Origin of the sequence: Pseudomonas sessilinigenes, assembly GCF_003850565.1 — a bacterium.
In the GTDB taxonomy this organism is placed as follows: Bacteria; Pseudomonadota; Gammaproteobacteria; order Pseudomonadales; family Pseudomonadaceae; genus Aquipseudomonas; species Aquipseudomonas sessilinigenes.
In genome coordinates this window covers 3,649,088-3,672,920 of record NZ_CP027706.1, presented here as the reverse complement: position 1 = coordinate 3,672,920, position 23,833 = coordinate 3,649,088, and the positions used below count along the sequence as shown (strand labels likewise).

Sequence of the window (23,833 nt, the reverse complement as noted above, 5' to 3'; positions counted from 1 at the left end):
CAACACGGTTGAGAAGCCGTGCTCTGCCTGTGCTGCGAGTGCGGAAAAGCTGTGTGCGGAAAGTGATGTTATCCACAGGCGATTTATCCACCGGGTTTTGCCTCGGGTTGTGCAAAGAGCTCAAGTGGGGTTATCCACAGAGCTTATGCACATACCGCTGGTCGTGTTTATCCAAGGTAAGGCATTGATTCTTAGCCTCCTGGAGGCACGCTACTTACCAGCCCAGGGTTTCCTTCAGGAACGGAATGGTCAGCTTGCGCTGCGCCTGCAAGGAAGCCTGGTCGAGACGCTCGAGCAACTCGAACAACGCACTCATGCTGCGGGTACCACGCGTCAGGATAAAGTGCCCGACTTCGTCGGTCAGGTGCAGGCCCCGCCTGGAGGCGCGCAACTGCAGGGCACGCAACTTGTCTTCATCCGAAAGCGGACGCATCTGGAAGATCAACGCCAGGGTCAGGCGTGATTTCAGGTCCGCCAGTTTCACAGGCAATTCACGCGGAGAGGTCGACGCTGCGATCAGCAAGCGCCGACCGCTGTCACGCAAACGATTGAACAGGTGAAACAGCGCCTCTTCCCAGTCAGCCTTGCCAGCCACGGCCTGCAGATCATCCAGGCACACCAGCTCATATTGCTCCAGGTGATCGAGAATCTCGATACCACGATCCAGCAACTCGGCCAGCGGCAGGTATACCGCAGGCTCCCCCAACTGCTCGAAGCGCAGGCAGGCTGCCTGCAGCAAGTGGGTACGACCCACGCCATCCTTGCCCCAGAGATAAATCAGGCTTTCGGTCCAGCCGGCGTCGGCTTCGCAAAGACGCTCGACATAGCCGAGTGCAGCGGCATTGGCGCCTGGATAGTAGTTGATGAAGGTGGCGTCATCACGCAGACGCACACCCAGGGGCAGCTGAATCGGTTTCATGCTGACTGAACAGTTCCGAACGAACCGTTAGTGGCCTCAGTGTAAAGTTTGCAAAGTTTATACTCGTGACGCCGAGCGCACAATGCAGCAGACCACAAGCAAAATCAAAGGTTTGCGTGAACCAAAAGGACTCCAGGGGCTTATTTGACAGACTGGATGGTATCCAACCCATGCTCAAGCCCCCGCCCACCCCCACTACAGGTCGGGATCTTCTGCGCCACTGTAGATATCCGAGTCCTTGTACAGGTCGTGCACATGGCGTACCAAAACCATGATCACCGCCGCCACAGGCAAGGCCAGCAATACACCGGTAAAGCCGAACAGCTCTCCACCGGCAAGAATCGCGAAAATCACCGCCACCGGATGCAGGCCTATGCGATCGCCAACCAGCAGGGGGGTCAGGACCATGCCCTCCAGGGCCTGGCCCACCATGAACACCGCAACAATACCGATCATCGGGTACAGGTCGCCGCCAAACTGGAACAGACCGGCAATCAAGGCCGAACCGATGCCGATGATGAACCCCATATACGGCACGATGGCCGCAAGCCCGGCAATCAGCCCGATCAACAGGCCCAGCTCCAGCCCTACCACCATCAACCCCGCTGCGTAGATCCCCCCCAACGCCAGCATCACCAGCAGCTGCCCACGGATAAAGGCCCCCAGCACTTCGTGGCACTCTCCCGCCAACGCCACCACGCGCTCCTCACGATTACGCGGCAACAAGCTGCGGATCTTGGCCATCATCAGGTCCCAGTCACGCAACAGATAGAAACCGACCACCGGGATCAGCACCAGGTTGGCCAACCAGCCTATCAGCGCCAACCCCGAAGCCGTGGCCTGGCTCAGCACCACGCCGACGATATCGGTGGTCTGCCCCATATGTTCGCTGATCGCGGCCTTGACCTTGTCGAACTTCCAGAAACCATCGGCCAGCCCCAACCTGGACTGGACCCAGGGCATCGCAGTGTGCTGCACCCAGTCGAGCATCTGCGGGGCCAACTCATAGAGCCGCACCAACTGCTTGGCGAGCATGGGAACCAGGACCAACAGCAACGTCATCACGATCAGGATGAACAAGGCGAAGACCGCGACCACCCCCCAGGTACGCGACAAGCCCCATTTTTCCAGGCGATCCACCAGCGGATCGAACAGATAGGCCAAAAGCAGCGCCACCAGGAACGGGCTCAGGATCGGATGCAGCAGGTAGAAGAACCCACAAACCAGAAGCGCCGCACCCAACCAGACCCAACGACGGGCATCAACCATAAAGCACCCCTGCTTCTATATAGAAGGAAAACACCCGCTACCAACGAAAGCGCAGTTGCGCCACAGAGCCCGGGGCAGCGACCGGCGCCTCACCCACGGCACCCGGCACAGGCGCTGCCTGCGCCTGCTCGGCAGGAATCTCTTGCAACTTGGCCAGGGATAACTGCGCCCGTAGCTGCTCGGCACTGCCATTGACCCGATAGACGATCCGATCACCATCGACGCTACGCAATTGCGCGCCAAAAGGCTCCAACAGGTGGCCCAAGGCAGCGTAATGCTCAAGATTCATGCCCTGCACCTCAAGCAGTTGCTCACTGGAAACACCTGGACGGGTAACGAAACGTGGCGCCAGGCGCTGGCTCACGGCCAACAGCACTGCATCGGCCAGGGCCGCGGTATCCGCGCCCTGGACAGTTCCCTGTTCCTTCTGCTCACCCAACCACAGTCGCCACTTGGCCTGCCACTGCCCTCCCTCTTCACGGGCATGTACCGCCAGCAACGCATCCGCACCGTAACGCTCCGAGGCCGCGCGCAGCGGTGCCGGATCGGAGCCCTCCAAGTTGGGCGCAGTGGCCACGATCTGTTCGTCCAGGTCCCCCAGCGGCAAACGCAAAGGCAAGCCGCGATGCTGGGCGGCTCGTCGCAGCGGTGCCGCGCTGGCCTGGCCATCACCGACCAGGGTCGAGCCTTCGGTAGAGTCACTCAACCACCAACCGAGGATGGACGGACGGTTACTCCCCCACAGCGACAATCCAGCCTGGCGCAAGGCCCGGTCAGTGCTGACCGGATCGAAGTCCACCTGCAGGCTTTCCGGTGGCCCGGCGTCATAACCGTACTGGCTGATAATCTGCTGCGGGTCCTTGCGAACCCCTTCCAGGCCCGGCGCCTGTGCCGCCTTGGCATCTCCGGTCAGGCGCAGCACCAGGGTCTCCAGGGCCCGCTGGGTCGCCTGGTCGCGCTCCTGTGGCGATTGGCTGCTCACAGGCTCACGCACCTGATACAGGCCATTCAAGGTTTCGGCATGACTGGCCAGGCTGACCAATGACAAACAGCCCACAAATAGAAATCGACCCAAACGCATGGAAAATTCTCGATGACAGAAAACGGTTGAAACAGCACGCATGCAGTACGGCGGACAAGGCTGTGACCACAAGCCTCGGCAAAACATTCACCTGCCGCTCGATTGTTTTTCGCGCTGTCATAACGATAGCCACTAGAGCGCTATACCTTATACAGGCATGGGCGGAAGCACCAACATGGGCAATCGCGGTTTTTTTCGCGGGATATGCTCCTCCCCGTCGGCCCGAGGATGGCCGCTGCCCCTCAAGCCTGATAAAATCGCGCGCCTTCGCAGACCGCCATCAGCGGGGCCCCTGAATCACTTTTACAGTGCATCAGCGGTCTCATTGATTCGGTCGATATCCCTGAATCCCCTTAAAGGCCTGGATCAATGAGCAAGCAACCCTCCCTGAGCTACAAAGACGCCGGTGTAGACATCGACGCCGGCGAAGCACTGGTCGAACGCATCAAGGGCGTAGCCAAGCGCACCGCACGCCCTGAAGTCATGGGTGGCCTGGGCGGCTTCGGCGCCCTCTGCGAGATCCCGGCCGGCTACAAGCAGCCAGTGCTGGTCTCCGGCACCGACGGCGTCGGCACCAAGCTGCGCCTGGCGCTGAACCTGAACAAGCACGACAGCATCGGCCAGGACCTGGTCGCCATGTGCGTCAACGACCTGGTGGTCTGCGGTGCCGAGCCCTTGTTCTTCCTGGACTACTACGCCACCGGCAAGCTCAACGTCGATGTGGCCGCTACCGTAGTCACCGGCATCGGCGCCGGTTGCGAACTGGCTGGCTGCTCGCTGGTGGGCGGTGAAACCGCCGAGATGCCTGGCATGTACGAAGGCGAGGACTATGACCTGGCCGGTTTCTGCGTCGGCGTGGTGGAAAAAGCCGAGATCATCGACGGCTCGAAAGTGGTCACCGGCGACGCCCTGATCGCCCTGCCTTCCTCCGGCCCGCACTCCAACGGCTACTCGCTGATCCGCAAGATCCTCGAAGTGTCCGGCACCGACATCGACAACACCCAGCTCGACGGCAAGCCACTGGCCGACCTGCTGATGGCCCCGACCCGCATCTACGTCAAGCCACTGCTCAAGCTGATCAAGCAGACCGGCGCAGTCAAGGCCATGGCCCACATCACCGGCGGCGGCCTGCTGGACAATATCCCGCGCGTGCTGCCAAAAGGCGCCCAGGCGGTGGTCGATGTGGCCAGCTGGCAGCGTCCGGCGGTGTTCGACTTCCTGCAGGAAAAGGGCAACGTCGACGAACATGAAATGCATCGCGTACTGAACTGCGGCGTGGGCATGGTCATCTGCGTAGCCCAGGACCAGGTCGACAACGCCCTGCAAGTGCTGCGCGAAGCTGGCGAACAACCCTGGGTCATCGGCCAGATCGCCACTGCCGCCGAGGGCGCAGCCCAGGTTGAACTGAAGAACCTCAAGGCTCACTGATGCAAGAGCGGATGTCGCCGACCTGTGATGTTGTGGTGCTGCTGTCCGGCACCGGCAGTAACCTGCAAGCCTTGATCGACAACCTGCGGACCGGCGACAACCCGGCCCGCATCGCTGCCGTGATATCCAACCGCGCCGATGCCTACGGCCTCCAGCGCGCCAAGGAAGCGGGCATCGCTACCCGCTTCCTCGATCACACCACCTTCGAAGGCCGCGAGGCCTTCGATCAAGCCCTGATCGAACTGATCGACACCTTCCAGCCAAGACTGGTGGTGCTGGCCGGATTCATGCGCATCCTCAGCGCCGGTTTCGTCCGCCACTACCAAGGCCGCCTGCTGAATATCCACCCTTCGCTGCTCCCCAAATACAAAGGGTTACATACTCATCAGCGGGCGCTGGAGGCCAAGGACACGGAACATGGCTGCAGCGTGCACTTCGTCACCGAGGAACTCGATGGCGGGCCTCTGGTCGTACAGGCTGTGATCCCGGTAGAGTTGCACGACTCGCCCCAGAGCCTGGCGCAGCGAGTACACGTTCAGGAACACCGGATTTACCCCATGGCAGTACGCTGGTTTGCCGAGGGTCGGCTGACGCTCGGCGACCAAGGTGCTTTACTGGACGGCAAATTACTGGCCGCCAGCGGTTATTTGATTCGAACCTAGGAGATTTTATGCGTCGCGCCCTGCTCTTCGCTTGTGCTCTGTTCGCCCTGCCGGTTGTGCAGGCGGCAGATCTTCACCCATTCTCCGCCAGCTACACCGCCGACTGGAAGCAATTGCCCATGAGCGGCACAGCTGAACGCAGCCTGGAAAAAACCGCCAACGGCGCTTGGAAACTCAGCTTCAAGGCGTCGATGATGATCGCCAGCCTGACTGAAGAAAGCACCTTGACCCTGGAAAAGGACGCCCTGGTTCCCCAGTCCTATCACTTCGAACGCGGCGGCCTGGGCAAGGCCAAGAAATCCGATCTGGATTTCGACTGGACCGCGAAGATGGTCACCGGTAGCGATCGTGGCGACGCGGTAAAACTGCCACTGAACACCGGCATGGTGGACAAGTCCACCTACCAGCTGGCCCTGCAGCATGACGTAGCGGCCGGCAAGAAGACCATGAGCTACCAAGTGGTCGATGGTAACGACGTCGACACCTACGACTTCCGCGTGCTGGGCTCGGAAAAGGTCGACACCAAGGCCGGCCAGATCGACGCGATCAAGGTCGAGCGCGTACGCGATCCGACACAAAGCAAGCGCACCACCGTGATGTGGTTCGCCAAGGATTGGGATTACCTGCTAGTGCGTCTGCAGCAGGTGGAAACCGACGGCAAGGAGTACAACATCATGCTCCTCAACGGCACCGTCGACGGCAAGACCGTCAAGGGCAGCTGAGCCGATAGCTACACGAAGCCCCGCTAGACGCGGGGCTTTTTTTTGCCCGAAATCTGGCCGTTCGCCCTCCCCCCGAAATGGCGATGCAAGATCGCGAAGATGAAACTTTTGTCATGAAACTTTCCGCCCTGCGGCGAAATGCCACGGCTTTCGCGGGCTGCAGCATTGTTTTCGTTTTTGCAAAGGTTTATTGCAAACCCAGGCAATTTACTTAGCAAGCTAACAAAATATATAACAGAGTCCTGCACATGCCTTGCTGCAGATCAACAGAGATTGGAGCTAGCAGATGACTGTAAAAGTGACTGAACGCGACGATTCACACATGTCCCATGAAGGCGTAGCCGCAGGCGTGCGCATCTGGGATGTGCATCAACAAGACATACTGGTAGGCATGTTCCATTCCGAGAGCGATGCCCATAGCTACAAGGCGGAACTGGAAAAGCTTGAACAACAGCGCGCTCTGCAGAGCTCCTGAGTCAAGGCTCACCTGGTAGTGACGGATCTCCACGCCGGTCCCCACCTCCATGAACGACAAACCCCGCCATGAGCGGGGTTTGTCGTCTGTGGCCAGTTACCACATCAGGTCATCAGGGATCTGGTAGGCCGCGTACGGATCGTCTTCGTCCGGCGCCTCGGTAGGGGTATTCATCTGCACGATACGACGGGGATCGCGCTCCTGGATCTTCAATGCCGCCTCACGGGGGATCACTTCATAGCCACCGCCATGATGAACGATGGCCAGGGAACCGCTGCTGAGCTTGTTACGCATCAGGGTATTCACCGACAGGCGCTTGACCTTCTTGTCATCGACGAAGTTGTAGTAGTCCTCGGTGTTCAGCTTGGGCAGGCGCGAAACCTCGATCAACTGCTTGATCTGTGCTGCACGGGCTTTCTGCTCGGCCTTCTCCTGCTGCTGGCGGTTGAGCTCCTGGTCGCGCTTGACCTTCTCGGCCATGGCTTCCTGGGCCGCACGTTGCTGGGAGTCGTCAAGCACCGCCTGGCCTTTGTGGGCCAGGCGCTGCTGCTTCTGCTTGTCCTTGCCGACCTGCTTGGCCTGCTTTTGGTTGACCAGTCCTGCTTTGAGCAACTGGTCGCGAAGGGAAAGGCTCATGGTACTCACTCACTTGGGCTACGGCCTCAGCCGCAGCTGGGCAAATTCTTTTCCTGGCGCTTGGCTTCGCCCCACAGGGCGTCCAACTCTTCAAGGGTGCAATCTTCCATGGGACGACCGGTATCGCGCAATGCCTGCTCGATAAATCGAAAACGCCGGTCGAACTTGGCATTGGCGCCACGCAGGGCGGCTTCCGGGTCAACCTTTAGGTGCCGGGCCAAATTGACCACGACAAACAGCAGGTCGCCCATCTCGTCGGTGATGGCGGGCATGTCGTTGTCGGCCATGGCCTCCAGCACCTCGTCCAGTTCCTCGCGAACCTTGTCCACGACCTGCAAGGCTTCAGGCCAGTCGAAACCAACCTGGGCCGCACGCTTTTGCAATTTGGCCGCGCGGGACAGGGCCGGCAAGGCCATGGGCACGTCATCCAGCAACGACAGCTGCTGTGGCACGCTGGCCTTCTCGGCACGCTCTTCGGCCTTGATCTGCTCCCAACGCTCCTTGACCTGTTCCTCATCGAGCCGAGGCAGATCCAGCGGCGCATAGAGGTCCCCAGTCGGGAACACATGGGGATGGCGGCGAATCAACTTGCGGGTGATGCCATCCACCACCGACGCGAATTCGAAACGCCCCTCCTCCCTGGCCAACTGGCTGTAGTACACCACCTGGAACAGCAAGTCCCCCAACTCACCTGGCAGATGATCGAAGTCGCGACGCTCGATGGCATCGGCCACTTCATAGGCCTCCTCCAGAGTGTGGGGAACGATACTGGCGTAGCTCTGCTTGAGGTCCCAGGGGCAGCCGTATTGCGGGTCGCGCAGGCGGGCCATCAAGTGAAGCAGGTCGTCAAGGCTATACATGGGGTCGTTCATGTCCTGGGCTGTCATGGAGTCCGGTTACGCCGGGTCTCGATGATGTTCGGCAACTGCGAGATACGTCCCAGCAAACGCCCCAACGCGTCCAGCCCCGGGATCTCGATGGTCAGGGACATCAACGCCGTGTTGTCCTCCTTGTTCGAGCGGGTGTTGACTGCCAGCACGTTGATCCGCTCGTTGAGCAGCACCTGGGACACATCACGCAGCAGGCCGGAACGATCATAGGCGCGGATGATGATATCCACCGGATAGGTCAGCACCGGCACCGGCCCCCAACTGACCTGGATGATCCGCTCGGGTTCGCGACCCGCCAGCTGCAGCACCGACGCGCAATCCTGGCGATGGATGCTGACACCACGGCCCTGGGTGATGTAACCGACGATGGCATCCCCCGGCAGCGGCTGGCAGCAACCGGCCATCTGGGTCATCAGGTTGCCCACGCCCTGGATCTGGATGTCGCCGCGCTTGCCCGGCTTGTAACCGGTTGCCTTGCGTGGAATCAGCTCCAACTGCTCATTGCCGCGCTCGGGCTCTACCAGCTGCTGGGCCAGGTTGACCAATTGCGCCAGGCGCAAATCACCGGCACCGAGGGCTGCGAACATATCTTCGGCGATCTTCATGTTGGCCTTATCGGCCAACTTGTCGAAATCGACCTGCGGCAGGTCGAGGCGATTCAGCTCGCGCTCCAGCAGGCTCCGGCCTGCGGCAACGTTCTGGTCGCGAGCCTGCAGTTTGAACCAATGGACGATCTTTGCCCGTGCCCGGGACGTGGTGACGTAGCCCAGGTTCGGGTTCAGCCAGTCGCGGCTCGGAGTGCCATGCTTGCTGGTGATGATCTCAACCTGCTCGCCAGTCTGCAGGCTGTAGTTGAGGGGCACGATCCGACCGTTGATCTTCGCGCCCCGGCAGTTGTGGCCGATCTCGGTATGCACCCGGTAGGCGAAGTCCAGCGGCGTGGCGCCCTTGGGCAGGTCGATGGCATGGCCGTCGGGAGTGAAGATGTACACCCGGTCCGGCTCGATATCCACCCGCAACTGCTCGGCCAGGCCGCCGATGTCTCCCAGTTCCTCGTGCCACTCCAGCACCTGGCGCAACCAGGAGATCTTCTCTTCGTAATGGTTGGAACCGGACTTGACGTCGGTACCCTTGTAGCGCCAATGGGCGCAGACGCCCAGCTCCGCCTCCTCATGCATCGCATGGGTGCGAATCTGCACCTCCAGCACCTTGCCCTCGGGACCGATTACCGCGGTATGCAACGAGCGGTAGCCGTTTTCCTTGGGGTTGGCGATGTAGTCGTCGAATTCCTTGGGGATATGTCGCCAAAGGGTGTGGACGATGCCCAACGCGGTGTAGCAGTCGCGCATTTCCGGCACCAGGACCCGCACGGCGCGCACGTCGTAGATCTGGCTGAACTCCAGGCCCTTGCGCTGCATTTTGCGCCAGATGGAATAGATGTGCTTGGCCCGGCCGCTGATATCGGCGTTGACCCCGGTAGCCTGCAACTCGCTCTGCAACTGGCTCATCACATCCGCAATGAAGCGCTCGCGATCCAGGCGCCGCTCGTGCAGCAGCTTGGCGATCTGCTTGTACTGCTCGGGCTCCAGGTAACGGAAGGACAGGTCCTCCAGCTCCCACTTGATGTGCCCGATACCCAGGCGGTGGGCCAGGGGCGCGTAGATGTCGAAGACTTCCCTCGCGACCCGGTTGCGCTTCTCTTCATCTGCGCCCTTCACCGCCCGGATCGCGCATGTGCGCTCGGCCAGCTTGATCAAGGCCACGCGCACGTCGTCGACCATGGCCACCAGCATCTTGCGCAGGTTTTCAACCTGGGTCTGGGTACCCAGCACCAGGGACTGCCGAGGGCTGAGGCTGGCGGTGATCGCCGCCATGCGCTGCACACCGTCGATCAGCTTGGCCACCACCGGACCGAAGCGCTGGCTGACCGCCGCCAGCGGGATCTGCCCTTCACGGACCCCACGGTACAGCACCGCGGCGACCAGCGAATCCTGGTCCAGCTTGAGATCGGCGAGAATCTCGGCGATCTCCAGGCCCGTGCTGAAACACGATGCATCCTCGGTGCCGAGACTCTTCGTCGTGATGTATTGCTGCTCGGCCTCACGAGCGAACTCGCAGGCCTCTTTCAACGCTTCACGGTCCAGTGCCATGTCGACGCTGACCGTATGATCGAGCCACGCCTCGAGATTGATACTGCCATCGGTGTTGACCGGCTGGTGCGCTCTCACCTGTACCATCTTGCTTTACCTTCCCTACGACGCACATTCAGTACGTCAAATCGCTGACCTTCAACGCTCAGGCCTTGCTCGCAGGGCCAGCGAGCCAGGCCTTGAGGACCAGTCGGATTAGACAAGCCATCCTAGCTCGCTTCGAATAACGCCATGGCCTCGACATGCGCCGTTTGAGGAAACATATCGAGAATCCCGGCACGTTTTAACCTGTAGCCCTGCCTGGTCAGTTCGACCGTGTCACGAGCCAAAGTTGCCGGATTGCATGACACATACACCAACCGTTTGGCGCCCAAGTCCGCAAGCTTGCGAACCACCTCGAAAGCACCATCGCGGGGTGGGTCCAAGAGTACCGCAGAAAACCCCTCACCGACCCACTCGGCAGCACTCAGAGGCTGGGATAAATCGGCTTGAAAAAAGCGGGTGTTATGCAAATTATTGCTGGCGGCATTCTCTGCCGCTCGCGCCACCATGGTCGCCACGCCTTCCACGGCAACCACTTCCCGAGCCTGCCGGGCCAGCGGCAAGGCAAAATTTCCCAGACCGCAAAACAGATCCAGCACCCGCTCACCGGCTTGCGGAGCCAGCCATTCCAGGGCCTGGGCCACCATGGCTTCGTTGACCCCGGCATTGACCTGAACGAAATCCCCCGGCCGGTAAGCCAGGTGCAGGCCCCACGACTCCAGGCGAAAGCCCAGGGTCTGGGACGCATCGAATGGCTCCGGCTCGCCTTCACCGTGCAGCCACAACTGCGCCTGATGGAAATCGCAGAAGTCCTTGAGAATCCCCAGGTCGGCTTCGGACAACGGCGCCATATGCCGCAGCAACACGGCCAGGGCCGAACCGCTGAACAACTCGACATGGCCCAGCGCCTGAGGCTTGCTCAAGCGCCGTAACATGGCCGGCAAACGGCTCATGATCGGTTGCAAGGCCTGTACCAGCACCGGGCAGTCGTCGATGGCGACGATATCCTGGCTGCCGGCTGCACGGAAACCGACTTCAAGCTGCTTGCCCCTGGCATCCCAGCGCACCGCCACACGGGCCCGGCGCCGATAGCCGAACTCCGGCCCGCTCAGGGGCGCGGCCCAGGCCTCGGGCTCGACACCCGCCACCTTGGACAACTGCTCGGCGAGCATGCGCTGTTTCAGGGCAAGCTGCTCAATGTGGGGCAAATGCTGGACGCTGCAACCGCCACAGCGACCGGCGTGGGCACAGGCCGCAGGGCGACGCAATTCGCTGGCATTGAAGATCCGCTCGGCCCGGGCCTCTACCACCTTGCCATGGGCGCCCAGGACTCGTGCCTCGACCTCTTCGCCAGCCAGGGCGCCATTGACGAACCAGGTGCGGCCCTCGACGAATGCAATGCCACGACCGTCATTGGCCAGGCGCTGGATGGTCAGGCGCTGTTTCTTGCCCACCGGCACCTGTGGCGCGCGGGTGCCGCCCGCTGGCTGGAAGCGCAGGCCTCTCTCGTGCTTAGCCATCAGTTGGGAGCATCGAAAATGCCGGTCGACAGGTAACGATCGCCACGGTCACAGATGATCGCGACCATGACCGCGTTTTCCACCTCACGGGACAAGCGCAGCATCGCCGCCACCGCACCGCCGGACGATACGCCGCAGAAGATGCCTTCTTCGCGAGCCAGGCGCCGGGTCACGTCCTCGGCCTCACGCTGGGCCATATCGACGATCCGATCGACGCGGCTGGCCTGGTAGATCTTCGGCAGGTACTCCTCGGGCCAGCGGCGAATACCGGGAATGGCGGCGCCCTCCATCGGCTGCAGGCCGACGATCTGTACCTGGGGGTTCTGCTCCTTCAGGTAGCGCGAAGTCCCCATGATGGTACCGGTGGTGCCCATGGAGCTGATGAAGTGGGTGATGCTGCCCTGGGTCTGGCGCCAGATCTCCGGGCCGGTCCCTGTGTAGTGGGCCTCGGGATTGTCGCCATTGGCGAACTGGTCGAGGACCTTGCCACGCCCTTCGGCCTGCATCCGCTCGGCCAGGTCACGGGCGCCTTCCATGCCTTCTTCCTGGCTGACCAGGATCAGCTCGGCACCATAGGCAGTCATCGCCGCCTTGCGTTCGGCACTGGAGTTGTCGGGCATGATCAGGATCATCTTGTAGCCCTTGATCGCCGCAGCCATGGCCAGGGCGATACCGGTATTGCCCGAGGTCGCCTCGATCAGCGTGTCGCCGGACTGGATCTGCCCGCGCAACTCGGCACGGGTAATCATCGACAGTGCCGGGCGGTCCTTGACCGAACCCGCCGGGTTGTTGCCCTCAAGCTTGAGCAGCAGGGTATTGCTGGTGGCGCCAGGCAGGCGCTGCAAACGAACCAGCGGAGTGTTGCCGACGCAATCGGCGATGGTTGGGTATTGCAAGGTCATGGCGTATTCGCAATCCAGACTGCGGGGGCGCCTATCATACCGGCAAACCTCCCGGCGCCATATCACGCAAAGTGAGGGCCTTATGGCTAATTCGCATAAGCCCCCAAGCGGCTGGCGTCAGGCTGTAACCTGCGACGCTGCGGCTCTCAAGCGCAGGTGAATACGCAATCCTTGTCCATGGTTCTGCGCCCAGATCTGTCCGCCCTGGCGATGCACCGCATTGCGCGCGATGCTCAACCCCAGGCCGAAGCCGCCATCTCCTGGGCGCGAACCATCCAGGCGGGTGAACGCTGCGAAAATCCGCTCCAGGTCCTGCTCGGCCACCCCACTGCCCTGATCATCCAGCCACAGGTGCCAGTACTCCCCTTCGAGCCGCCCATCCAGCGTGACCTGGGCACCGGCAGGAGAGTGCCGGATGGCATTGCGCAGGACATTCTCCAAGGCCTGGGCCAGGGTATTGAGGTGCCCGCGCACCCAGCAATCGCCCACCAGCTCGCAGCGCAATTGCCGTGGTGACCAACCACTTTCGAAGCAGGCATTTTCGCTGAGCATTTCCCACAGCGCCTGGACCTGGATCTGTTCCTCGGCCAGGGGTGCCCGCTCGGTATCCAGCCAGGCCAGTTGCAAACTGTCTTCCACCAGGCGCTGCATACCGTCGATCTCGCGCCCCAGGCGCTCGCGCAAGGCCGACAAGTCCTGTTCACCTTCACAGGCCACCCGCAACCGACTCAAAGGGGTGCGCAGCTCATGGGACAGATCCCGCAACAGCTGCTGTTGCGTCGCGACGGTACTTTGCAAGCGCTCGGACATCTGGTCGAAAGCCCGCCCCAATTCCCCCAGCTCATCCTTGCGCAAGGTGGTTTCGCTGGAAAGCCGGACATTGAGCTGCTCCGCTCGCCAGGCATTGGCCTGTTCGCGCAGCTGGTTGAGCGGCACCACCAGCAGGCGGTACAGGCCGACACATAGCAGCAAGGTGAAGAAACCAGGGATCACGCCATTGGTCATGACCTGCCAGAACAGCCGATAACGGCCAGGCATGAAGCGCTGGGGCAGCTCGATCACCAGGCTGCCGGCAGAGGGGTCATCGGGAAAGGCGATCTTCAGCCAGGGCAAGTTCCGGGCATGCCGGCTCACCGGCCAGTCGGCGCCTCGCAGGAACGTCAGGCGCTGGATCTCCATCGGCTTCAAGGGATAACTGCTCAACGATTGCAGGTCGCTGCCGATGACCCCGACCCAGGTCTTCTCCCGGTCGGCCATTTGCTGGATCCAGACGTCGACGCCGGCTTGCTGGCCGCTCTTCCAGGCCTGCTCGGCCTCTCGGGCATAAGCCCTCAGGGTGGCCCGGGCCTCATCGGAAAGGTAGAGATTCCTTTGCTCGACATAGCGCCCCCAGGACCAGCTCAGCCAGATCATCAGCAGGCAAAAAGCGACCAGCAGCAATGCCAGCTTCCAGAATACCGAATGCCGGCCCGGTAGCTCAGGCCAGTTCATCGGCGGCACTCAATACGTAGCCCTTGCCCCATACAGTGCGCAGCTCACGCTCGCCGTAGCCCAGGGCCTTGAGCTTGCGACGAATCTGGCTGACGTGCATGTCCAGGCTGCGATCATGGGCCGCGTACCCGCGTTGCAAGACATGCTGGTAGAGGAAGGCCTTGCTCAAGACTTCATCGGCATTGCGATGCAGCGTCTCCAGCAAGCGATATTCACTGCGAGTCAGACCGGCCCATTGCTGGGCAAAGAACACATCGCACAGCTCATCATCGAAACGCAGGTTCTGGACACAACTGCTGGGGGCCAGCGGCATGGGTCGGCGATCCAGGGCCACTCGCCGCAGTATGGCTTCGATCCGCACTCGCAGCTCGGCCATGCTGAAGGGCTTGGGCAGATAGTCGTCGGCTCCCAGGCGAAAACCGCTGATGCGATCGGCCTCCGCTCCCAGGGCAGACATCAACAACACCGGGGTCGAGTGGCTCTTGCGCAAATGGGTCAGCACCGTCAGCCCATCCATCCCCGGTAGCAGGATATCCATCAGCAACACATCGAAAGGCTGCTGGAGAGCAACGTCCAGCCCTTCCTGGCCGTTACGGCACCAAGTCACGGCAAAGCCGCAACGCTCCAGTTGCTCATGCACGTAGGCACCGAGTATGGGGTCGTCTTCAATGGCCAGGATACGGGGCGGATCAACAGATACGGGAGTCATTGGCTTGTGCAAGTGATTCTCAGTTGAGCGATTATTCAAGATTGCCCGGATCACGGCAACCAATGCCTTGATTGCTCACGCCTCTGAATTCCTGCCAGCGTCGACGAAACAATTTGCCAAGATTGACCTTCGGCAAATCGTTACACTGCGCAAGCGGCACATCATGGACGTGCCCTTCGACCTATCAAAATCGCGTGGAAGCAGGAGAGTTGCGTGCTCAAGAAACTGGGAATCAAAGGCCGCGTACTATTGCTGACCTTGCTACCCACCAGCCTGATGGCCCTGGTGCTGGGCGGCTACTTCACCTGGATGCAGCTCTCGGACCTGCAGACTCAACTGTTGCAGCGCGGAGAAATGATCGCCGAGCAACTGGCCTCGCTGGTGGCACCGGCGATGGGCAATCGCAATACCCAGATGCTTGAGCGCATCGCCACCCAGGCCCTGGAACAAGAGGACGTGCGCGCGGTATCGCTGCTGGCCCCGGATCGTACGCTCATCGCCCATGCCGGGCCCAGCATGCTCAATCCAGCACCAGCGGGTAACAGCACGCACATGGTGCAACGCAGCGGCAACGACGCGACCCGCTACCAGATGCCAGTCTTCGGCCGTCATCGCAATCTTGCGGGCGATCTGATTCCCGATGAGTCCGACCGCCTCCTGGGCTGGGTAGAGCTGGAGCTGTCCCATAGCGGCATGTTGCTGCGTGGATATCGCAGCCTGTTCGCCAGCCTGCTGCTGATCGCTTCCGGCCTGGCCCTCACTGCCCTGCTGGCGGTGCGCATGGGACGGACCATCAACAACCCGCTGAGCCAGATCAAGCTAGCCGTGACGCAATTGAAAGACGGCAACCTGGAAACCCGCCTGCCACCCTTGGGCAGCCAGGAGCTGGATGACCTGGCCTCGGGCATCAATCGCATGGCCAGCACCCTGCAAAATGCCCAGGAAGAATTGCAGCACAGCATCGACCAGGCCACGGAAGACGTGCGCCAGAACCTGGAGACTATCGAGATCCAGAACATCGAGCTGGACCTGGCACGCAAGGAGGCCCTGGAAGCCAGCCGGATCAAATCCGAGTTCCTGGCCAACATGAGCCACGAAATCCGCACGCCGCTCAACGGCATCCTCGGCTTCACCCACCTGTTGCAGAAAAGCGAACTGACCCCGCGCCAACTGGATTACCTGGGCACCATCGAGAAATCTGCCGACAGCCTGCTGGGTATCATCAACGAAATCCTCGACTTCTCGAAAATCGAGGCCGGCAAGCTGGTCCTCGACAACATCCCGTTCAACCTGCGGGACTTGCTGCAAGACACCCTGACCATCCTCGCTCCAGCGGCCCACGCCAAGCAGCTTGAGCTGGTCAGCCTGGTATACCGCGACACGCCTCTCTCGCTGGTGGGCGACCCGCTGCGCCTCAAGCAGATCCTCACCAACCTGGTCAGCAACGCGATCAAGTTCACCCGCGAAGGCACCATCGTCGCCCGGGCCATGCTCGAGGAAGAACACGAAGACAGCGTGCAACTGCGTATCAGCATCCAGGACACCGGCATCGGCTTGTCGAACCAGGATGTCCGCGCCCTGTTCCAGGCCTTCAGCCAGGCCGACAACTCGCTGTCGCGGCAACCCGGCGGTACCGGCCTCGGGCTGGTGATTTCCAAGCGCCTGATCGAACAGATGGGTGGCGAGATCGGCGTCGACAGCACGCCTGGGGAAGGTTCCGAGTTCTGGATCAGCCTGAGCCTGCCCAAGGCTCGCGACGACGCCGAGGACCTGCCTGCACCGCCACTGCTGGGACGGCGCGTGGCCGTCCTGGAAAACCACGAGCTGGCCCGCCAGGCCTTGCAGCACCAGTTGGAAGACTGCGGACTGGAAGTAACACCCTTCAATACCCTGGAAGCCCTGACCAACGGCATTACCGGCGTCCATCAGAGCGACCAGGCCATTGACCTGGCGGTGCTCGGCATCACCACCAACGACATGGCGCCCGAGCGCCTGAGCCAGCACATCTGGGATCTGGAACACCTGGGCTGCAAGGTGCTTGTCCTGTGCCCGACCACCGAACAGTCGCTCTTCCAACTGTCAGTGCCCAATCCCCACAGCCAGTTGCAGGCCAAGCCTGCTTGTACTCGCAAGCTGCGCCGGGCGCTGTCCGACCTGGTCACGCCACGCCGACCTCGTACCGAGCCGGAAGAAAGTATCTCCAGCCGTGCCCCGCGCGTGCTGTGCGTAGATGACAACCCGGCCAACCTGCTGCTGATCCAGACCTTGCTCCAGGACATGGGTGCCAAGGTCCAGGCGGTGGACAACGGTTTTGCCGCCTTGAATGCCATCCAGCAGGAGCCGTTCGACCTGGTAATGATGGACGTACAGATGCCTGGCATGGACGGTCGGCAAAGCACCGAGGCCATCCGCCAATGGGAAAGCGAGCGCCACGGTACGCCGCTGCCCATCGTCGCCCTGACGGCACACGCCATGGCCAACGAAAAGCGCGCCCTGCTGCAAAGCGGCATGGATGACTACCTGACCAAGCCCATCAGCGAACGCCAGCTGGCCCAGGTAGTTCTCAAGTGGACCGGCTTGGCCTTGCGCAACCAGGGGGCAGAGCGCCCCGGCGAACGCCAGGAACTGAGCCTGGAGCTGCAGGTGCTGGATCAGGAAGAAGGCCTGCGCCTGGCAGCAGGCAAAGCCGATCTGGCAGCCGACATGCTGGCCATGCTGCTGGCGTCCCTGGAGGCCGACCGCGAGGCGATCAATGCCGCACGAGCAGCCAATGACCACAGCGCCCTCATCGAACGGGTCCATCGGCTACACGGCGCCACCCGATATTGCGGAGTACCGCAGTTGCGTGCCGCCTGCCAGCGCAGCGAAACCCTGCTCAAGCAGGAGGATGCCAAGGCCTTCGCTGCCCTGGACGAGCTGGACCATGCCATCGACCGCCTGAACAGCGAAGCACGAGTCAAGGCCTGATCCAGGGCAAGAACCGCCCGGCGTCCCGGCATCATCCTGGGCGCCTTCGAACAAGGATGCAGCCATGCGTACGATTCTTTTCAGCAGCCAGAACTATGATCGCGAGAGCTTTCTCGACGCCCCTCTGCCGGCCGGCATCGAACTGCAATTCCAGGCCGCCCGCCTGAGCCTGGATACCGCGCCCCTGGCCGAGCGTCATGAAGTGGTCTGTGCCTTTATCAACGACGACTTGAGCGCACCGGTGCTCGAACAACTGGCTGCCGGCGGCACACGGCTGATCGCCTTGCGTTCGGCGGGCTACAACCATGTCGATCTACCCGCAGCCAAACGCCTGGGCCTGGATGTGGTGCGGGTCCCGGCCTATTCGCCCCATGCCGTGGCCGAGCACGCCGTGGCCTTGATCCTGGCGCTGAACCGCCGTTTGCATCGGGCCTATAACCGTACACGCGAAGGCGATTTCACACTGCACGGCCTCACCGGCTTCGACCTCGTGGGCAAGACCGTGGGAGTCGTCGGCACCGGGCAGATCGGCGCTACGTTCGCGCGCATCATGGCCGGCTTCGGCTGCCAGTTGCTGGCCTACGACCCCTACCCCAACCCTGCGGTACAAGCCCTGGGCGCGCGCTACATGGAACTGCCGGAACTGCTGGCCCAAGCACAGATCATCAGCCTGCACTGCCCGCTTACCGACGCCAGCCGCTACTTGATCAACCCGCAGAGCCTGGCGCAGATGCAGCCAGGGGCGATGCTGATCAATACCGGTCGCGGCGGCCTGGTGGATACTCCCGCCCTGATCGAGGCTCTCAAGAGCGGCCAATTGGGCTACCTGGGCCTGGATGTCTATGAAGAAGAGGCCCAACTGTTCTTCGAAGATCGCTCCGACCTGCCGTTGCAGGATGACGTCCTGGCCAGGCTGCTGACCTTTCCCAACGTGATTGTCACCGCGCACCAGGCATTTCTGACCCGCGAAGCCCTGGCGGCGATTGCCGAAACCACCTTGCACAACATCGCCCGTTGGATCGCGGGGCAACCACAGAACCTGGTCCATGGCTGAAGCCGGCGCCGTGTCCTGATCGAAGGTCGCCAGCCCGCGACCTGAGACGCCAGGCCCCGTGCTAGCATACGCGGCAGATTTGGAGGACCCATGGTCGAACACGATTTCCGCTACACCCTGATGAGCCCGCAACACACCCTGATCGAATGCCGTGCCCTGGTACCGGGCCGCTATCAAGTCACCGGCAACGGTGGCTCGATCCGTGCCAACGACGTGCTGGTGGTCACCCTCAAAGGCAGCAAGGATTTGTCCATGCGCCTGACCGTGGACACCGTCCGCCACCTGATCAACCCGGTCGGCCAATGGGTTGCGGTGGCCAGCGGCCCGGTATTCGGTGAGTTGGCCATTCATCAATGGCAGGTCAATTGCGACAGTTGCGCCGTGCAGCTGGACTTCGAGTTCGCAGTGGACGCCAAGCTTGGCGAGAAGGCCCGCAAGAGCGCCGCCAGCGCTCGGATTGCCGAACTTGGCTGGAGCAGTGAAGGCGAGCGCCACCTGTGCCCGAAATGCCGGCAGAGCGGCCAATGAAACGCCTGGCGCTGGCCGTGGCATTCGGCGCCGGCCTGCTGGGTTGCGCCGCCGAACCGCTGAAGTTGCAGCAGGATCGCAGCTATATCCTGGAATGGATCGGTGAACGCCCGCTCATCGACTACAGCCACCTGACCATCACCCTCGGCGAGGATGGCCGGGCCTATGGCAATGGCGGCTGCAACCACTGGTTCGCACCCTATACCCTGGATGGCGAAAAACTCACCTTCGGCAAGATCGGCAGCACCCGCAAGCTCTGCGCTCCGGCGTTGATGGAGCAGGAGCGACGCTTTCTCCAGGCCTTGCAGACCGTCGAACGCTGGGATATCTCGCCCATCGAGCAAGTGCGCTTCTGGCCTGCCGAAGGCAAGCCGCTACGCTGGTGGCTGGAAGAAGGCTGACAGTAAGCCTGTGGTAACACAGGCTTGCCCATCAATGGCCGCGCAACGCCTGTAGCTTCGCCAGCACTCCCGCCGCGGTCTGCTCGCCCAGCAACTGCTCACGCACCTTGCCCTTGTCATCGATGATATAGGTCACCGGCAGCGCTTCGCTGCGCGGCAGGTCGAAGACCTGCGCCGGGTCCTGGGCCAGCACGGTGAACTTGATCCCCAGCTTCTCACTGGCGCTCTTGAGCTCCTCGCCCTGCACGTTATCGAAGTTGACCCCCAGCACGGTCGCCTGCCCCTTGAGCTGCTCGTTCAAGGCATTCAATTCGGGAACCTCGGTGCGGCATGGCCCACACCACTCCGCCCAGTAGTTGAGCACCAGCCACTGCTTGTCCAGGCGTTCGGCAGCGACTTTCTGGCCATGCTGGTCGACCCCGTAATCGTTGCCACAACCACTTAGCAGCAGGGTTGTGATGATCGCCAATACTGCAGCCAGTTGCCTTGTCATGCCTGTTTCCTGTCGTTGAAAGTGTCTAAAAGATGATCACCTGACGATAATCGCTGCGACCTATCGACTCTCGAGGTTCAGGAGAGCCGGTCGCGCGGGTAGAATAGCCGCCACCTTACGCAAGATGCGACCCACACATGACCGACCTGACGCTTTATCACAACCCACGCTGCTCGAAATCCCGCGCGGCACTGGAGCTGCTGGAACAACGCGGCCTGGCTCCGACCGTGGTCCGCTACCTGGAAACCCCTTTGGATGCCACTCGCCTGCGCGCTCTGCTGGGCAAGCTCGGCCTCAGCGCACGCCAGTTGCTGCGCACCGGTGAGGACGAGTACAAGAGCCTGGGCCTGGCTGATACCAGCCTCAGCGAAGAACAGCTGATCTCTGCCATCGCCCAGCATCCGAAACTCATGGAGCGACCGGTCCTGGAGACCAGCGACAAGGCCATCATTGGTCGTCCCCCAGAAAATGTACTGGAGATCCTGCCTTGAGCACCCCGTACATCCTGGTCCTGTACTACAGCCGCAACGGCTCCACCAGCGAGATGGCCCGGCAGATCGCCCGGGGTATCGAGCAGGCAGGCATGGAAGCACGCCTGCGGACTGTCCCGGCCATTTCCGCCGAATGCGAAGCCGTGGCACCCGCGATTCCCGACAGCGGAGCGCTCTATGCCAGCCTCGACGACCTGAAGCACTGTTCGGGCCTGGTCATGGGCAGCCCTACCCGCTTCGGCAACATGGCCGCGCCACTCAAGTACTTCCTCGACGGCACCAGCAACCTGTGGCTGACCGGAGCCCTGGTGGGCAAGCCGGCAGGCGTGTTCACCTCCACAGCCAGCCTGCACGGCGGCCAGGAGGCCACCCTGCTGTCGATGATGCTGCCACTGCTGCACCACGGCATGCTGATCACCGGCCTGCCATACAGCGAATCGGCCCTGCTGGAGACTCGTGGCGGCGGTACTCCCTATGGCGCCAGTCATCATGCCGGTGCCGACGGCAAGAGCCCTCTGGACGAACATGAGATCGCGCTGTGCCGGGCCCTGGGCCTGCGCGTGGCAAAAACCGCGCAAAAGCTGGGGAACGACCGTGGCCAAGAAGCCTAAGATCCTGCCCGAAGTACAGTGGCTGGAACCCCGGGTGCGGATTGCCCGCATCCTTAGCCTGGTGTGTTTCTTTGGCCTGGTGGGCCTGCTCGGCATCTACTACCTGCTGGTAGCCGACCTGCACGGGGCCCGCCCCTGGGTAATCCTGCTGATCGAGCTGATCCCCCTGCTGCTGATGGCTCCTGGCATGCTCAGCGGCAGTGCCCGCGGCCATTCGTGGATGTGCTTCGTGGTCAACCTGTACTTCATCAAGGGGGCCCTGGCCGCCTACGACCCCAACCGCCAGATGTTCGGCCTGCTGGAAATGTTCGCCAGCCTTGCAGTGTTCACCTCATCACTGCTCTACGTACGCTGGCGCTTCCAGCTCAACCGCAGGCTTGCTGGCGAAGGTGCCAACCCGGCCTGATCCGGCCTCCAGGCAGCCCCGGAATCTTGCACACCCGGGGTGCCTGTAACCGCACCCTGCCACCCACCTTGCAGGGCAACCCGCTGAACGACACTTGCGAACCGACCCGGAGCAGGCATGCACGACTACAAATGGCTCAACGAATACTGTCTCAACCGCTTCGGCTCCGTAGCGGCCCTTGAGGAGCGGCTACCGACTCCCGCCAGCGACGACGCCCTACGCGCCTTGAGTGCCGACCGCTATTTGTCGACCCTCGCCTTGCGAGTGTTTCGCGCCGGACTGAAACACAGCCTGGTGGACGCCAAATGGCCGGCCTTCGAGCAGGTTTTCTTCGGCTTCGACCCTCACAAGGTGGTGCTGATGGGGGCCGAGCACCTTGAGCGCCTGATGCAGGACACACGGATCATTCGTCACCTGGGCAAGCTCAAGAGCGTGCCCCGCAACGCCCAGATGATCCTCGATGTGGAACAGCAGCACGCAAGCTTCGGTCAGTTCATCGCCGACTGGCCGGTACAGGACATCACCGGGCTGTGGCAGTACCTGGCCAAGCATGGCAATCAGCTGGGCGGACTATCGGCTCCACGCTTCCTGCGCATGGTGGGCAAGGACACGTTCATTCCCACCTGGGACGTGGTGGCCGCCCTCAATGCCCAGAACATCATCGACAAGGTCCCCAGCAGCAAGCGCGACCAGGCCCTGGTACAAGATGTGTTCAATCAATGGCAACAGGAAAGCGGCCGTCCGCTCTGCCAGTTGTCGGCAATGCTGGCCTACACGGTCAATCACTGAATACTGCCCCCCCTGGCGCTTCCATGATTCCTTGCCCGCAACGGGCAGGGAACTTCCCTCTTCATCCCGCGCAATCATTCAAGCTGACAATAAGCTGAACTAAATGCGGGGATTTCTCACCCACTGTTTCCGATCAGATACAGTTCATCCGGCAATTACCACAACGATTAAGACCACCAGTCAACAGTGGTGCGTGCCCGGCGAAAAAGCATTGATCCAGTCAAAACCTGAACGACGGCTGTCAGACTCTTAACTAGTCTCTATCGCTCATTCGTTTTTTTCACATTGCTTTCACTCTTCGCCTACTTGCCCGGTCCTAAATTGGCCATCAATTGCAGGGCGGGCCCGACACCGGTCTTTTTCAGAACACCAGCTCCAACCCGAATGACAAGTCCTTATCCAAAAACAGTTCAGGTAAGCGAAGTGATCAACACTGTTAAACCCGGTACTCCTCCCCAGCGTCCGTCGCTAAGCCGATCCCGCAGGATCATCGCCTGGGCGAGTGCGATAACCCTCGCTGCCCTCGTCAGCGGTTTCGTCCTGTGGCCCGGAACGCCTCTGGACCTGGGTGTTGGCAACCAAATGGAAAGCGCTGGCGTCTACCGCCACTGGAAAAGCGGCGAGGTAATCGCCCTGGTACGCCATGCCGAACGGTGCGACCGCTCCGCCAATCCCTGCCTGGGCCCCGCCGACGGCATCACCCAGCTTGGCAGCACCACCTCCAGCGGGCTGGGCCGGGCGTTTCGCTCACTCGGCCTGGAAACCACCGATATCGTCAGCAGCCCGGCCACTCGCACCCGACAGACAGCAGACCTGATGTTCAACCAAGCAGTGCCGACCCAGGATTGGCTACTCAACTGCGGTGCGGATTTCGGCGATGTGATCAAGGCGCACAAGAACGCCAGGCGTAACTTGGTATTGGTCACCCACAGTGATTGCATCAGCGACCTGGAAAGCCAGTTGGGTTTCGAACATGCCCTGCATAGTAAGTACAACAGTTCGCTGTTCGTTACCCAAAACAGTGACGGTACGCTGCATATACTGGGGACCATCAGTGCCGAAGACTGGCAGCAGGCCATCGAACACTCACCGACCAACTTGTAACGCTTTTTTACAACATCTCAACAGTTTTTTCCCAGCAAATAGACACACTCGTTAGTTACCTAATTGATTTTATCCATTCTTGTACTAAGCAGA

General features: G+C 61.5%; 24 protein-coding genes. 13 read left to right on the top strand and 11 right to left on the bottom strand.

Annotated elements, in window-relative coordinates:
* Positions 1-214 precede the first annotated feature (214 nt).
* The 3 genes from hda to C4K39_RS16910 all read right to left on the bottom strand — a co-directional run bounded on the left by hda (position 215) and on the right by C4K39_RS16910 (position 3,269).
* On the bottom strand, positions 215-919 hold the full coding sequence (gene hda, locus C4K39_RS16920) for a DnaA regulatory inactivator Hda (protein WP_068587496.1): 705 nt from the start codon (positions 917-919) through the stop codon (positions 215-217).
* A gap of 195 nt (positions 920-1,114) precedes the next feature.
* Positions 1,115-2,188: an AI-2E family transporter gene (locus C4K39_RS16915; protein WP_068587498.1), complete on the bottom strand. Its 1,074-nt coding sequence runs from the start codon at positions 2,186-2,188 to the stop codon at positions 1,115-1,117.
* 37 nt (positions 2,189-2,225) lie between these two features.
* On the bottom strand, positions 2,226-3,269 hold the full coding sequence (locus C4K39_RS16910) for a DUF2066 domain-containing protein (RefSeq protein WP_068587501.1): 1,044 nt from the start codon (positions 3,267-3,269) through the stop codon (positions 2,226-2,228).
* Positions 3,270-3,638: 369 nt separating this feature from the next.
* On the opposite strand from C4K39_RS16910, the gene purM reads away from it, so the two are divergent.
* The 4 genes from purM to C4K39_RS16890 all read left to right on the top strand — a co-directional run bounded on the left by purM (position 3,639) and on the right by C4K39_RS16890 (position 6,556).
* Positions 3,639-4,697 (top strand): phosphoribosylformylglycinamidine cyclo-ligase, encoded by a 1,059-nt coding sequence (purM, locus tag C4K39_RS16905; RefSeq protein ID WP_124347034.1) that lies wholly within the window; start codon positions 3,639-3,641, stop codon positions 4,695-4,697.
* A gap of 11 nt (positions 4,698-4,708) precedes the next feature.
* Entirely contained in the window at positions 4,709-5,359 is a 651-nt protein-coding gene (purN, locus tag C4K39_RS16900) for a phosphoribosylglycinamide formyltransferase (protein WP_124348368.1), read from the top strand.
* An 8-nt stretch (positions 5,360-5,367) separates the two neighbouring features.
* On the top strand, positions 5,368-6,081 hold the full coding sequence (locus C4K39_RS16895; protein WP_068587505.1) for a DUF3108 domain-containing protein: 714 nt from the start codon (positions 5,368-5,370) through the stop codon (positions 6,079-6,081).
* Between the two features lie 286 nt (positions 6,082-6,367).
* Positions 6,368-6,556: a hypothetical protein gene (locus tag C4K39_RS16890; RefSeq protein WP_083236070.1), complete on the top strand. Its 189-nt coding sequence runs from the start codon at positions 6,368-6,370 to the stop codon at positions 6,554-6,556.
* A 96-nt stretch (positions 6,557-6,652) separates the two neighbouring features.
* Here the strand turns inward: C4K39_RS16890 and C4K39_RS16885 are convergent, their stop codons facing one another.
* The 7 genes from C4K39_RS16885 to C4K39_RS16855 form a co-directional block, all read right to left on the bottom strand.
* Positions 6,653-7,192, bottom strand: a complete 540-nt coding sequence (locus C4K39_RS16885; protein ID WP_068587508.1) for a DUF2058 domain-containing protein — start codon at positions 7,190-7,192, stop codon at positions 6,653-6,655.
* 26 nt (positions 7,193-7,218) lie between these two features.
* Positions 7,219-8,052 carry a nucleoside triphosphate pyrophosphohydrolase gene (mazG, locus tag C4K39_RS16880; protein WP_068587510.1) on the bottom strand — a complete coding sequence of 278 codons (834 nt, stop codon included), beginning with the start codon at positions 8,050-8,052 and terminating at the stop codon, positions 7,219-7,221.
* 23 nt (positions 8,053-8,075) lie between these two features.
* A complete protein-coding gene (gene relA / locus C4K39_RS16875) occupies positions 8,076-10,319 on the bottom strand; it encodes a GTP diphosphokinase (protein WP_068587512.1) in 2,244 nt (747 codons plus the stop codon).
* A 122-nt stretch (positions 10,320-10,441) separates the two neighbouring features.
* Positions 10,442-11,794, bottom strand: coding sequence for a 23S rRNA (uracil(1939)-C(5))-methyltransferase RlmD (gene rlmD, locus C4K39_RS16870; RefSeq protein WP_124347033.1), 1,353 nt, complete (start codon positions 11,792-11,794; stop codon positions 10,442-10,444).
* The gene (cysM, locus tag C4K39_RS16865) at positions 11,794-12,696 is read right to left on the bottom strand and encodes a cysteine synthase CysM (protein WP_068587579.1); all 903 of its coding nucleotides are present in this window, start codon (positions 12,694-12,696) and stop codon (positions 11,794-11,796) included. Before cysM ends, rlmD begins: the two co-directional genes overlap by 1 nt.
* A gap of 117 nt (positions 12,697-12,813) precedes the next feature.
* Entirely contained in the window at positions 12,814-14,187 is a 1,374-nt protein-coding gene (locus C4K39_RS16860) for a sensor histidine kinase (RefSeq protein WP_124347032.1), read from the bottom strand.
* A complete protein-coding gene (locus C4K39_RS16855; RefSeq protein WP_068587518.1) occupies positions 14,174-14,896 on the bottom strand; it encodes a response regulator transcription factor in 723 nt (240 codons plus the stop codon). The genes C4K39_RS16860 and C4K39_RS16855 overlap by 14 nt, the downstream gene beginning before the upstream one ends.
* Before the next feature lie 213 nt (positions 14,897-15,109).
* Between C4K39_RS16855 and C4K39_RS16850 the strand changes: the two genes are divergently transcribed.
* The 4 genes from C4K39_RS16850 (at position 15,110) to C4K39_RS16835 (ending at position 19,846) form a co-directional block, all read left to right on the top strand.
* A complete protein-coding gene (locus C4K39_RS16850) occupies positions 15,110-17,863 on the top strand; it encodes a response regulator (RefSeq protein WP_124347031.1) in 2,754 nt (917 codons plus the stop codon).
* A 64-nt stretch (positions 17,864-17,927) separates the two neighbouring features.
* Positions 17,928-18,917, top strand: a complete 990-nt coding sequence (locus C4K39_RS16845) for a 2-hydroxyacid dehydrogenase (RefSeq protein WP_124347030.1) — start codon at positions 17,928-17,930, stop codon at positions 18,915-18,917.
* 90 nt (positions 18,918-19,007) lie between these two features.
* Complete coding sequence (locus C4K39_RS16840) at positions 19,008-19,445, top strand: hypothetical protein (protein ID WP_068587525.1); 438 nt, start codon at positions 19,008-19,010, stop codon at positions 19,443-19,445.
* Positions 19,442-19,846, top strand: a complete 405-nt coding sequence (locus C4K39_RS16835) for an META domain-containing protein (RefSeq protein ID WP_068587528.1) — start codon at positions 19,442-19,444, stop codon at positions 19,844-19,846. The genes C4K39_RS16840 and C4K39_RS16835 overlap by 4 nt, the downstream gene beginning before the upstream one ends.
* Before the next feature lie 31 nt (positions 19,847-19,877).
* Here C4K39_RS16835 and C4K39_RS16830 read toward each other — a convergent pair whose 3' ends face one another.
* Positions 19,878-20,339, bottom strand: coding sequence for a TlpA family protein disulfide reductase (locus C4K39_RS16830; protein ID WP_068587531.1), 462 nt, complete (start codon positions 20,337-20,339; stop codon positions 19,878-19,880).
* Between the two features lie 137 nt (positions 20,340-20,476).
* Here C4K39_RS16830 and arsC point away from each other — a divergent pair, with 137 nt between their 5' ends.
* From arsC to pmrG, 5 genes are all read left to right on the top strand, one after another.
* Complete coding sequence (arsC, locus tag C4K39_RS16825) at positions 20,477-20,830, top strand: arsenate reductase (glutaredoxin) (protein WP_124347029.1); 354 nt, start codon at positions 20,477-20,479, stop codon at positions 20,828-20,830.
* On the top strand, positions 20,827-21,441 hold the full coding sequence (wrbA, locus tag C4K39_RS16820; protein ID WP_068587535.1) for an NAD(P)H:quinone oxidoreductase: 615 nt from the start codon (positions 20,827-20,829) through the stop codon (positions 21,439-21,441). The genes arsC and wrbA overlap by 4 nt, the downstream gene beginning before the upstream one ends.
* Positions 21,425-21,847 carry a DUF2069 domain-containing protein gene (locus tag C4K39_RS16815; protein WP_068587537.1) on the top strand — a complete coding sequence of 141 codons (423 nt, stop codon included), beginning with the start codon at positions 21,425-21,427 and terminating at the stop codon, positions 21,845-21,847. The genes wrbA and C4K39_RS16815 overlap by 17 nt, the downstream gene beginning before the upstream one ends.
* Before the next feature lie 117 nt (positions 21,848-21,964).
* A complete protein-coding gene (locus C4K39_RS16810) occupies positions 21,965-22,636 on the top strand; it encodes a DNA-3-methyladenine glycosylase I (protein WP_068587539.1) in 672 nt (223 codons plus the stop codon).
* Between the two features lie 384 nt (positions 22,637-23,020).
* Entirely contained in the window at positions 23,021-23,740 is a 720-nt protein-coding gene (gene pmrG / locus C4K39_RS16805; protein ID WP_124347028.1) for a lipopolysaccharide core heptose(II)-phosphate phosphatase PmrG, read from the top strand.
* Positions 23,741-23,833: the final 93 nt, after the last annotated feature.